Source organism: Collinsella sp. AM29-10AC (assembly GCF_003469085.1).
Lineage (GTDB): Bacteria > Actinomycetota > Coriobacteriia > Coriobacteriales > Coriobacteriaceae > Collinsella.
The window spans coordinates 63,765-75,481 of the sequence record NZ_QSKB01000007.1; the positions used below are offsets into that span (position 1 = coordinate 63,765).

Here is an 11,717-nt window from a genome sequence, read left to right on the forward strand (position 1 = left end):
TTCCGGCACGGAGATTAGCATTGAGCTGACCACGCGCCAAGAAAAGGGCCTATTTACTACGTTTAACTCGAGAGGGCCGACCATACCCGCCTTTTCCGAATATTTGCAAGCCCTCTACCTGCGGTTTTAATTTCATAATCTTTGTCATGGTCGAGGGTGTGGTAGCAAACGTAGTAGATAGGCCCGTTTTGCGGCATACGACCTATTCAAGCCCAATCTCGAAGGCTGGAGAAAGCCCTTCATCCACGCCTGTGAGCGAAAACCAAATAGAATGAAAGGCAAATGGAAAAGCCCGTTTAACGAGCGGAGGACATATGCGCGACGTAGCCGAAAGCGACTGGAAGCTGTTTAAGAAAATGCTTCCTCAATGGCAAGAACGTTATATGGAAAAGCTCATCGGCCAGTATGTTGAGATACTGAACGGCGACAGTGAAGCGTCCAGTAGATTTTGGGCACTAGAAGAGCGCCTCAATAGAGACAAGCTGTCCTCAGGCGTAATTGCAAACGACATTCGCCGCAGCACAATGCACCGCGAGATAGCCAATTTGCTTATCGACAGCGTGATCACCCTTGACGACCTTGACGGTTTTACCGAGGACATTAAGAGCTATGCGCAACACTGGATTGGCCAGTAAGAGCACTGAACGACAGACATCCCCAGCAAAACGGGGCAAACGCCGGGCCACCTAATGGTTGTCCGGCGTTTGCGCAGATAAAACCTGCCAAAATAAACCTGTCCCTTTTTGGCAGGTCACTCGGCGCTCTTGAGGGCGCCGACCATGTCGATCTTGTTGAGGGTACGATTGGTGGCTAGGTTGACGATAAACGTAAAGCCAAAGGAAAGCACCACGGCGAGCACGTAGCTTAGCGGCTCGACTTCGACGTCAAAGTACAGCGACGGCATCTGCAAAATGTACGTAAAACTCTCGGCCAGCAAGCCGCCCAGTGGCACGCCCAGCGCGGCGCCAATTGCCGTGAGGATCAACGTCTCCTTGTTGACGTAATGGTGCACCTCGCCACGGCGGAAGCCCAGCACCTTGATGGTCGCCAGCTCGCGTTCGCGCTCGGAGATATTCGTGTTGGACAGCGTAAACACCACCACAAACGACAGGCATGCCGCCATAAAAGTCACGAGCACCACGACCGAATTGATGATCGCAAAGTTCGCCTCGTAGTTCTGCCAATGTTCGGCCGTGCTCGAGATGGTGAGCCAACCGTCGCTCTTAAGCTTCTTGCTAAACGCAATCTGGTCGGCCGACGAGCCCTTAAGCAGCACAAAGACGCCGTTGAGGCGTGCGCTTCGACCGAACGCGCGCTCATAGGTGCCCTGCGTCATGTAAAGCGTGTTGCCAAGATAGTTAAGCGAAATGTCACTGACTTTGACCTTGGCAACATTGAGCGACGAATCCTGGACGTATGCCGTATCGCCCGGCTGAATCCCCAGCACCAGCTGTGAACTCTTACTCAGATACACGTCTCCGTCACGCAAAGACAGCGGCTCTTTGGACTCGTCCTCGAGGCGCACATAGTCGTCCAGGTCGTTCGTGCGGTCATCGGGCACCACGATCAGCTGCACGGTCTCGCTCTTGCCGCCAAACGTAAAGGTGACGTTGTCGGTCATAATCGGCAGCGTCGAAGTCACGGTCACGTTGGAATCATTGGCCGCGCTGCGCTCATCCAACGCCGCGCACGTCTGCGTAAAGTCATCGGGGTTGGCGACCGCCAGCAAGTCATAACGCGTGATATGCCCGTACTGTTTGGGCGAAAGCGCCACCGACGTATCGCGAATACCCATACCGCAGATCACAAGCGCGGTGCAACCCGCGATGCCAAAGATGGTCATAAAGGCACGCTTTTTGTAACGGAACAGGTTGCGCGCAGCCACCTTGTTCAAAAAGCCCATGCGGCGCCAGATAAAGCCGATGCGCTCGAGCAGAATGCGCGAGCCGGCGCGCGGGGCCTTGGGGCGCATGAGCGAGGCCGGGGTCTCGGCCATCTCGTGGCGGCAGGCGATAATTGTGGCGCCCACCACGCCCACGGCAAACAGCGCCACCGAGACGATCGAGGACACGATGTCGTACGAAAGCAGCATCTGGGGCAGCGAGTACATGTCGTCGAACACCGTAAACAGGAACAGCGGCAGGCCCACAAAGCCGATGATATTGCCGAGCACGCCGCCAATCAGGCACGCCCACAGCGCATAGTCCACGTATTTGGACAGGATGCGCTCGCGCGAGTAGCCGAGCGCCTTGTACAGGCCAATGAGCGTGCGCTCCTCCTCGACCATACGCGTGGCGGTGGTGAGGCTGATGAGCACGGCGACGATAAAGAAGATGAACGGGAACACCGTCGCAATAGCCTCAATTGACGAGCTATCGCTCTCCACGCTTGAGTAGCTTGCGATATTGTCGCGGTCCTGGATGTACCACGTGCATTCACCCAAATCGGAAAGCTCGGCGCGGGCATCGGCAAACTGCTGGTCGGCGGCGGCGCGGCGCTGATCCAGGTCGGCCTGAGCCTGGACGCGTTCCTCGCTGCCCTGGGCCATGCGATTGATGTTGTCCTGCTCAATCCCAAAGAGCATATTCGCCTGGCGCTCGGCCGCATCCAAGCTTGCCGGCGTGTCGACTGTCAGTTCCTGAGCGCGCGCCTTCTCACGCTCCTCGCGGATCTTCTCTATATTGCCCTTGACCTTGTTGATCTTTGCCGCGTAGGCATCCGAATAGGAGTTGAGGCTCTTGGCTCCTTCGACGACTACGTGGACTGCGGAATAGGACGACGACGTCGCGGCGTCCTCGCTCACATAGAACTTATAGTCCGCCGCCGAAGCAGCGCGAAAGGCGTTGACTGTCGAGTCGGAGCTCACATCAGTGGGATCGAGGACCTCGGCCGTAATGGTGTAATCGCCCGCGGCAAACTGATCCTTGGCGCTTTGGTTCGACGAGCTCGCGTCATTGGCGGCAAAACTCACCGTATCGCCGAGCTTTTTGCCCGAAGCCTTCAGGAACTTCGAAGTCACCGCGACTTCATCGGCGCTCTCGGGCAAATCGCCGTTCACGAGCACCGGCTGATCGATGTTCTCCTTGGAGAGACTTTGCACGACCACGCGCTCGCGCGTTGTGCCCACGGCGGTGTAGGCGGTCTCGGCGTAGATGCCCTCGGCCGTTTCGACGCCATCGACCTCTTGGATGGCGTCGAGATCATCGTCAGTCAGGCCATAGGTCGACTGCACGTTAATGTCATAGACATTTTGCTGGTCGAAGTAGGCGTCGACCGAATCGCACAGATCCTCGCAACCCGCCTTGAGGCCGCACATCACGCTCACGCCGAGCGCGGTGATGACCACGATAGATAGGAAGCGCTTAAGACTGCCGCGGATTGTGCGGTAGATGCCACGGCGAAATACCGTCGGCACCATATCGTTTGAGCTTTGGGCGGTACGGTAGGTCGCGAACTCCCGGTCGCGGCCCGCGTGCTCCGTATCGTGGTTTTGGCTGTTTTGGCGGTCCTGGTCCATGGGCGCTACCACTCGATTGTCTCGATAGACACGGGATTTTGCTGGACCGTCTCGCTCTCCACGCGGCCGCTCTTAAAGCGGATCAGGCGATCGGCCATGGGCGCCAGCGCAGAGTTGTGGGTGATGATAATGACCGTAATGCCCTGCTTGCGACAGGTGTCCTGCAGCAGCTGCAAGATCTGCTTGCCGGTTTTGTAGTCGAGGGCGCCCGTGGGCTCGTCGCATAGAAGCAGCTTGGGGTTTTTGGCCAGCGCGCGGGCAATGGACACACGCTGCTGCTCGCCGCCCGATAGCTGCGCGGGGAAGTTAGCAAGGCGGTCGCCCAGGCCAACCTGGCAAAGCGTTTGCTCGGCATCGAGCGAATCGGGGCAGATTTGCGCCGCAAGCTCAACATTTTCGAGCGCCGTCAGGTTGGGGACCAGATTGTAGAACTGGAAGACAAAGCCGACGTCGGCGCGGCGGTATTCCACGAGCTGCGCCTCGTTAGCGGAGCTCACATCGCGCCCGTCCACCGTCACGGTGCCGGAAGTCGCCGTATCCATGCCACCCAGAATGTTGAGCGCCGTGGTTTTACCGGCGCCCGAAGCGCCCAAGATAATGGCAAGCTCGCCACGCTCAACGGTAAAGCTCGCGCCGTCGAGCGCGTGAATGCGGGCATCGCCCTCGCCGTATGCTTTGATGACGTCTTTAAATTCGATATAGGCCATCGATCGGTTCCCATCTGGTCGGATAACTCTTTAGTATTACCCATTTCGCACCTATCAAAAAGAGACAGGTTTATTTTGGCAGGTTTTATATGGGGAAACGTACCTCTTTGGGGGCAGCGCGGGACGCGCAGGGGCGGCCGTGCAGATCGGCACAGCCGTCTCACGTGGAATCGACCGACGCCTGCCTTTCCGTGACACCGGCAACTCGTTTTTGCTTGTTGGCATGGCCGCCATTATGCCTTGGGACTGAGCACTCAAATTCTCACTCCTCATTGCCACGCTTGCCGCAAGCTATCAGGGTGACGAGATGACGACGCTCGCTGTAGCAGCGCAGCCACACTCTATAAGCGAGGCGTTTGCCAGCAAAAAAGCGCGCGACAGGGTAAGCCCGCCGCGCGCTATCCTATGCGGACTAGTTATTGTTGTTGGTCATCGAGGCCACTGCTGCCGCAAGATTGGAAATGGGCATCGTCTGCAACCAGATGCGACCGGGACCGGTGAGCACGGTGTTGAACACGCCCTCGCCACCAAACATGATGTTTTTGACGCCCTTGACCATTTGAGCGTCGATGCTCACGGTCTCCTCAAAGCCGGCCACGTTGCCGGTATCCACAATCATCTGCTGGCCAGCAGCGAGCTCGTACTCAACCAGGTCGCCGTCGATCTCGGCAAAAGCAACACCCGAGCCCGTGAGCTTCTGCATGATAAAGCCCTCGCCGCCAAAGACGCCGGCCTTTGCCTTCTTGTTAAAGTGAATGCTCAACTCGACGCCACTTTCCGCGGCAAGGAACGAACGCTTCTGCAAAATCCAGCTCTTGCCCGGACCGATCTCGATTGGCACGATGCGGCCGGGGAAGCAGGAGCCAAACGCGATCATGCCATCGCCACGCGCGGTCCAAATGTTTTGGAACAATGCCTCACCCGAAAAAGCCTTGGAGAACATCTTGCCGATGCCACCGCCCGAGGTAGACATTTCCATGTTGGGGGTCATCCAAGCCATGGCGCCGCTTTCGGTGATCATGGATTCGCCATCGCTAAGGTTGCATGTAACAACCGGGAAAGCCCCTCCGCCGATCTCGTACTGCATGACCGTCTCCTTTCCACTCAGGAGCCGAATAACGATGCCTATATTTTAGCAGGTAGAGATGCATATGTTCACACCGCCCATGCCCTCTCCTGCGGACGTTTCCCCAGATAAAACCTGCCAAAATAAACCTGTTCCTTTTTGGCAGGTTTTAAAGGCAAACGGTGAAGGTGATCTGGTTGCCGTGACCGGATACGGTGGCGGCGCCTCCATGGGCCTCGGCGATGGCACGCACCACGGACAGGCCCACGCCCGAGCCACCCGTCTTGGAGCTGCGCGACGCATCCGCACGATAGAAGCGATCGAACAATCGGTCCAGGTCGCCCTCGGGCAGCTCGTCCACGGCGTTCGATACGACAAGCTCGGCGGCGCCCTTGCCTTTGCCGTGCGAAACGGCGCACAGGCTCAGCTCAATCACGCTGCCCTCGCTCGCATAGCGCGTGGCGTTGTCCAGTAGCAACTCAACCACCTGCGCCACCGCCGCGGCATCGGCATGGGTCCGCACGCCGGTCGCAATCGACGTCGACAGGCGCTTACCGCCTGAGACCACCACCGACTTAAACGGCGCCGCCGCCTTGTTCACCGCCTCCGAAAGATCGATCGACGCCATGGTAAAGCCCGCCGAGCCCTCGTCCATGCATGCCAAGAACACCAAGCGCTCCGTGAGCGCCGATAATAGCGCACCCGCACTCGCCTTAGTGCTGCCTTAGCAGGTCGATGAGCATATTTAAAAAAGCAAGGTTATAGCTTAGTCGGACTTAAGGAACGGGCGGCTTCACATCTCGCCCTGCAAACAACGCCCGTACAGCGAGCGCGCTTGCCGCATGGGCGTTGCGGCCGCCTGCAGCTTATAGATAGGCACCCTCGAGGCGCAGCAGCCACTCCTTGCGATCCAGTCCACCGGCGTATCCGTTGAGCGATCCGTCGGCCGCGACCACGCGATGGCACGGCACGATAATCGAAATAGGGTTGCGAGCGACCGCAGCCCCCACCGCGCGAGGAGATACAACGGGCGCTTCATTTCCCGGCACACGATGTCGAGCCGCAACACGCTGGGCAATCTCGCCATACGTAGCGACCTCGCCACGCGGAATTGAAAGTAGCTCAAACCAAACCTCACGCTGAAACGCCGTGCCAATCAAATGCAACGGCGGCGTAAACCGAGGCTCCTGCCCCGCAAAATAGGCGTTGAGCCAAGCCCAAGAACGCTCTAGCACCGAAGAAGCCGCGCCATTGGCCGGATTTACCGTCTGCATGCCCCCGGCACCCGAAACTGCATCGGTGCCCTCAACGTATTCGGCGCTTTCTTTAAGAAGCGTGGAACCAAAGTGCTCCTGCCCCTCAAACCAAAGCCCCGTCAGACCGCGGCCATCAGCGGCAAGCAAGATTTCGCCCAAAGGCGAAGCAAACGTCGTCGTGACCACCAGCGGCTCCCTTCAAAACTCCGCAACATAATACCGCGAATTGTACAGACAACCCCGCAGATACGTCTGGGCGGGCTCGCAATTACTTAAGCGAGACTGTTTTCCCTAATCAAGCGAAAAAGACGCAGGGCATCGACACCAGAGCGGTACCCCTGTCAGCCGAGCTCTAATACTTTCCCGAGAAGTGAACGAGTAAAAACGAAGCCCCGGAGCATCCACACCTTTAGACCATAAAACCGCAGGATTCGCGCAGCAAAACCACAGGAAATAGCGGTCAAAATATGCCAATGCTTCGGGGGTCCAAATAAGGTCGTTCACTTCTCGGGAAAGTATTAGACCCCGATTCGCACCAACCCCAAAGTCATCCCAGGCAGCAGGCGCAACGCGCCGCAGCTGCCGGCCGCGCCCCACAGTCCCCCAAGACGGCAGGCGCAAAGCGCCGAGGCCGCCGCCGGGACCAGGGCCCGCAACAACCACGTGCCCCCACATCAGCCCAGCGGCCCCAACCAACAACGGCCCCATCGTGGGCAGCTCGCAGCAACGTCACCGCAGGCGGGGGCCGGGCTTGGTTTTCAGAACACTCCGCAGACCAGTGTGGCGCCTTGTCCGCGGCTCCGAAGGAGCAGGACAAGGCGCCACACATGGTCGAGGACGTTCTGAAAACCAAGCCCGGCCCCCGCCGGACAGGTCAAACTACTCGCAGAGCAGCTTAGCGATCTGGACGGCGTTGGTTGCCGCGCCCTTACGGATTTGGTCGCCGCAGCACCAGAAGGTGATACCGCGCACGGCCTCGGGGTTCGAGATGTCGCGACGCACGCGGCCGACCCAAATCAGGTCCTGGTCGGACGTATCCATCGGCATGGGGAAGCGATCGTGCGCATCCTCGGCGCTCATATCGTCAACCAGCTTCACGCCCGGAGCGGCAGCCAGCGCAGCACGGGCCTCCTCAACCGTAATGTCGCGCTCAAACTCGAGCGTAATGCTCTCGGAGTGCGAACGCAGCACGGGCACGCGTACGCAGGTGCAGTTCACGCGCAGCTCGGGCAGGTGCATGATCTTGCGACCCTCGTTCTGCAGCTTCATCTCCTCGGAGGTAAAGCCCTCCTCCTTGACGCCGCCAATCTGCGGAATCAGGTTACTCGCCAGCTGGGCGGCAAATGCACGCGGCTCGGGAATCTCCTCGCCGCGGCCCAGGGCGGCCAGCTGAGCCTCGAGCTCAGCCATACCGGGAGCGCCGGCACCCGAAGCCGCCTGATACGTCGAGACGATCATGCGCTTCACGCCGGCGAGCTGATGCAGCGGCCACGTGGGAACCAGGCCGATGATAGTCGCGCAGTTGGGATTGGCGACAAGGCCGTGATGCCACTTGATATCGTCGGCATTGATCTCGGGCACGACCAGCGGCACCTCGGGATCCATGCGGAAGGCGTGGCTGTTGTCGACCACAACGGCGCCGCGCTTGACGGCCTCGGGCAGCAGCTCCTTCGCGATATCGTCGCCGGCAGCGCCGAGTACGATGTCGCAACCCTCAAAGGCCTCGGGGCAAGCTTCCTCGATCACAACCTGCTCGCCGCGGAACTCGACGGTCTTGCCCGCAGAGCGCGCGCTCGCTAGCAGCTTGAGCTTGCCAACCGGGAACTCCTGCTCGTTGAGACACTCGAGCATCTGGGTGCCCACGGCTCCCGTCGCGCCCAAAATAGCAACCGTGTACTGTTTCATGCTTCCCCCTTTAAAGGTTGTGGCTTTTGCCCGCACGCCGAGCAGGCTGAATGTTCTTGCCCAGTGTATACAAAAACGGGACGGGCATGAAACCCGCCCCGTCGAAACGAAACCGAAACGAAACGCCCCGCCGTAGATTTTTTGACATGACCCAAAAATCTACCGAGCAGTCGCTACTTTTTGAGCGCGGCCAGAGCGGGATCAACCGGCGCGGAAGCCTCCAGGTCGGAGACCTTCACAATGCCATTTTCGTCGGAGAAGGCACGGTAAATGGTCCGAATCGCCAGGTCAAAGTCCTTCTCCTCGACACCGATAATGATGTTGATCTCGTCGCAGCTCTGCGAAATCATACGCACGCTCACGCCAGCCTGGCCGAGCATGCCAAACAGATGGCCCGAGATACCTGCACGGCCGCGCAGGTTACGACCGACGGTCGCGATAAGCGCCAGACCCTCAACGACCTCGATCTCGAGCGGCTCGACCTCCTGCTGGATGTCGCCCACGAGTGAGTACAGCGAATCGTGCACATCCTGCTCCTGCACCACGGCGCCAAAGCGGTCGACGCCGGTGGGCATATGCTCGACGGAAACGTCATAGCGCTCGAAGACCGAAAGCGCACGGCGCATAAAGCCAACGCGGGGCTTGGTGCGGTCGCGGGCCACGTTGATGGCGACAAAACCGCGCTTGCCGGTCACGCCGGTAATGATGGGCTCTGCCTCGCCTTCATCAGCCGTCTCGCTAATGATGGTGCCGGGGTCCTGCGGCGCATTGGTGTTCTTGATGACCAGCGGAATGCCCGCCTCGCGCACGGGGAACACGGCCTCCTCGTGCAGGACGCTTGCGCCCATGTACGAAAGCTCGCGCAGCTCCTCGTAAGTAACGCGCGCAATGGGCTGAGCCTCGGGAACAATACGCGGGTCGGCAGAATAGAAGCCCGAGACGTCGGTCCAGTTCTCGTACAGGTCGGCGCCCAGGCACTTGGCCAGAATCGAGCCCGAGATATCGCCGCCGCCACGATCGAGCAGCTTGATCTGGCCATCACGCGTCGCGCCGTAGAAACCGGGCATAACAAAGCCGCCCTGCTGACCGTACTCCTGCACCAGCTCGGAGGTGCGATTCATGCTGAGCGTACCGTCGTGATGGAACGCCACGACCGTCGCGGCATCCAGGAACGGCAGGCCCAGGTACTCGGCCATCAGGCGAGCGGTAAAGTACTCGCCGCGGCTTACGAGCTCCTCAGTAGAGTAGCCACCGGAGCGAGCACGCTCGGCAAAGGCCGCAAACTCTTCGCGGATGGGATAGGTGAGCCCCAGCTCGTCAGCGATATCAAAATAGCGCTGGCCGATGTCCTCGAGCAGCTCCTCGCACGACACGTGGTACTTGACGTGCGCGTTGACCAAGTAGAGCAGATCGGTCACCTTGGTGTCGCCCTTAAAACGGCGACCGCAGGCAGAAACCACCACAAAACGGCGGGCCGGGTCGGCATCGACAATGGCCTTGATCTTCTTAAAGTGTTCGGCGTCGGCGACCGACGAGCCGCCAAACTTGGCAATCTTAATCATGGGCTGGAGGTTACCTTTCTAAAAAGCCTCTGCGAACCTATTTTGCGCGCTCTGATACCATGGTTTCACCGATTGGGACCAAGGCATCCGAGGAGCAGTGTTATATGGGAACTTATCATAGTACACGAGGACGCACTTTATCGTGCTCAAGTAAGGTGGCAATCCGTACCGGCATCGCTCCCGACGGGGGTTTGTTTGTCTCGGACGAGCTCGGCACCCAGCAGGTCGATATCAGCTCGCTTGCAGATAAATCGTACTTTGAAATCGCTCAAGATGTGTTGGGAATGTTACTGAATGATTACACGACCGAAGAAATATCGGCCTGTGTGAATGAGGCATACCGCGGCACGTTCGCGAGCGAAGAGGTCACGCCGCTCGTCAAACTCGACGCCGCACCGGGCGCTGACGTCCCTCAGACCTATGTGATGGAGCTCTTTGGCGGCCCCACAAGCGCCTTCAAGGACGTCGCCCTGCAGATGCTCCCCCGTCTGACGGCCCGCACTTCCGCCAAGGACGGCGGCGCCGAGCGCATCATGATCGTCACCGCCACGTCGGGCGACACGGGCAAGGCAGCACTCGCCGGCTTTGCCGACGCCCCGGGCACGGGCATCACCGTCTTTTATCCCGAAGGCAAAGTCAGCCGCGTGCAGAATCTGCAGATGTCCACGCAGGAGGGCGATAACGTCGCCGTCTGCGGCATCCGCGGCAACTTCGACGATGCCCAGAGTGCCGTCAAGCGCATCTTTGCCGATAAGGAGCTTGCCGAGCGCCTGGAAGCCGCCGGCACTGTGCTTTCGAGTGCCAACTCCATCAACGTCGGCCGCCTGGTGCCGCAGGTTGTCTACTACTTTGCCGCCTATGCGCAACTGCTGCGCGCCGGCGCTATCGAGGCTGGCGACGCCGTAGAGTTCTGTGTGCCCACCGGCAACTTTGGCGATATCTTGGCCGGCTACTACGCCAAGTGCATGGGTCTGCCCGTCGCCAAGCTCGTCGTGGCGAGCGACAAGAACAACGTGCTTGCCGACTTCCTGACCACCGGCGTTTACGACCGTAACCGCCCGTTCTTCACGACCATCTCGCCGTCGATGGACATCCTTATTAGCTCCAACCTGGAGCGCATGCTCTACTTCTTGTCCGACGGCGACTGCGAGCTCGTTGCCGGCCTTATGGAGCAGCTGGCACAGACTGGTCGCTACGAAGTTCCCGCCGACCTGCTGGCAAAGATTCAGAGCGTCTTTGGTTGCGGTTGGGCCAGCGAGGACGAGGTCCTCACTGCCATCAAGAGCTGCTGGGACGCGAACGGCTACGTGATCGACCCGCACACCGCTTGCGGCTATCACGTCTTTGAGCAGGTCGCTCCCGCCGAGGGCGCCAAGGCCCGCGTGTTGCTTTCGACCGCCAGCCCCTACAAGTTCCCGCGAGCCTGCTGCGACGCCTTGGGCCTCGACGTTCCCGAGGATGATTTTGAGGCTATGCGTGTGCTCGAGCAGGCCACCAACACGGTCGCCCCGACCCAGCTCGCCGAACTCGAGTCCAAGCCCGTCCGCTTCGAAGACGTCTGCGACGTCGATGAGATGGCAAGCTACGTCGAGTCTGCAGCAAAACGAATGAGCACCAACTAAACCCCTTATTAAGCGCCGGCGAAAGCCGGCGCACCTTCTTTTTATTAAGCTTTCGGGATGATGACGAGCATGCGAGCGGGGC

The 11,717-nt window shown here is 59.5% G+C and carries 9 protein-coding genes and 1 pseudogene; 3 read left to right on the forward strand and 7 right to left on the reverse strand.

Annotated elements, in window-relative coordinates:
• Window positions 1-314 precede the first annotated feature (314 nt).
• Window positions 315-635: a multidrug transporter gene (locus DW754_RS03615; RefSeq protein WP_117635687.1), complete on the forward strand. Its 321-nt coding sequence runs from the start codon at window positions 315-317 to the stop codon at window positions 633-635.
• A gap of 116 nt (window positions 636-751) precedes the next feature.
• Here DW754_RS03615 and DW754_RS03620 read toward each other — a convergent pair whose 3' ends face one another.
• Together DW754_RS03620 and DW754_RS03625 are read right to left on the reverse strand one after the other, a co-directional pair.
• Complete coding sequence (locus DW754_RS03620) at window positions 752-3,517, reverse strand: FtsX-like permease family protein (protein ID WP_233508859.1); 2,766 nt, start codon at window positions 3,515-3,517, stop codon at window positions 752-754.
• A 5-nt stretch (window positions 3,518-3,522) separates the two neighbouring features.
• Complete coding sequence (locus tag DW754_RS03625) at window positions 3,523-4,224, reverse strand: ABC transporter ATP-binding protein (RefSeq protein ID WP_117758371.1); 702 nt, start codon at window positions 4,222-4,224, stop codon at window positions 3,523-3,525.
• Between the two features lie 109 nt (window positions 4,225-4,333).
• Here DW754_RS03625 and DW754_RS11255 point away from each other — a divergent pair.
• A pseudogene (locus DW754_RS11255) lies at window positions 4,334-4,474 on the forward strand (hypothetical protein); the annotation flags it as partial.
• A 162-nt stretch (window positions 4,475-4,636) separates the two neighbouring features.
• Here DW754_RS11255 and DW754_RS03635 read toward each other — a convergent pair.
• From DW754_RS03635 to DW754_RS03655, 5 genes are all read right to left on the reverse strand, one after another.
• Entirely contained in the window at window positions 4,637-5,311 is a 675-nt protein-coding gene (locus DW754_RS03635) for a TIGR00266 family protein (protein ID WP_117629922.1), read from the reverse strand.
• Between the two features lie 148 nt (window positions 5,312-5,459).
• Complete coding sequence (locus DW754_RS03640) at window positions 5,460-5,960, reverse strand: ATP-binding protein (protein ID WP_117758369.1); 501 nt, start codon at window positions 5,958-5,960, stop codon at window positions 5,460-5,462.
• A gap of 196 nt (window positions 5,961-6,156) precedes the next feature.
• Window positions 6,157-6,732, reverse strand: a complete 576-nt coding sequence (locus DW754_RS03645) for a methylated-DNA--[protein]-cysteine S-methyltransferase (protein WP_233508860.1) — start codon at window positions 6,730-6,732, stop codon at window positions 6,157-6,159.
• A 693-nt stretch (window positions 6,733-7,425) separates the two neighbouring features.
• Window positions 7,426-8,451 (reverse strand): aspartate-semialdehyde dehydrogenase, encoded by a 1,026-nt coding sequence (locus DW754_RS03650; protein WP_117758367.1) that lies wholly within the window; start codon window positions 8,449-8,451, stop codon window positions 7,426-7,428.
• Window positions 8,452-8,624: 173 nt separating this feature from the next.
• On the reverse strand, window positions 8,625-10,013 hold the full coding sequence (locus tag DW754_RS03655; RefSeq protein WP_117758366.1) for an aspartate kinase: 1,389 nt from the start codon (window positions 10,011-10,013) through the stop codon (window positions 8,625-8,627).
• Between the two features lie 104 nt (window positions 10,014-10,117).
• Here DW754_RS03655 and thrC point away from each other — a divergent pair, with 104 nt between their 5' ends.
• Complete coding sequence (gene thrC, locus DW754_RS03660; RefSeq protein ID WP_117758365.1) at window positions 10,118-11,635, forward strand: threonine synthase; 1,518 nt, start codon at window positions 10,118-10,120, stop codon at window positions 11,633-11,635.
• The last annotated feature ends 82 nt before the right edge of the window (window positions 11,636-11,717 follow it).

Bases quoted from the DNA above. Each gene is read 5' to 3' on its own strand.
- DW754_RS03615 (WP_117635687.1), top strand. From the start codon at position 315: ATGCGCGACGTAGCCGAAAGCGACTGGAAGCTGTTTAAGAAAATGCTT.
- DW754_RS03620 (WP_233508859.1), bottom strand. From the start codon at position 3,517: ATGGACCAGGACCGCCAAAACAGCCAAAACCACGATACGGAGCACGCG.
- DW754_RS03625 (WP_117758371.1), bottom strand. From the start codon at position 4,224: ATGGCCTATATCGAATTTAAAGACGTCATCAAAGCATACGGCGAGGGC.
- DW754_RS03635 (WP_117629922.1), bottom strand. From the start codon at position 5,311: ATGCAGTACGAGATCGGCGGAGGGGCTTTCCCGGTTGTTACATGCAAC.
- DW754_RS03650 (WP_117758367.1), bottom strand. From the start codon at position 8,451: ATGAAACAGTACACGGTTGCTATTTTGGGCGCGACGGGAGCCGTGGGC.
- DW754_RS03655 (WP_117758366.1), bottom strand. From the start codon at position 10,013: ATGATTAAGATTGCCAAGTTTGGCGGCTCGTCGGTCGCCGACGCCGAA.
- thrC (WP_117758365.1), top strand. From the start codon at position 10,118: ATGGGAACTTATCATAGTACACGAGGACGCACTTTATCGTGCTCAAGT.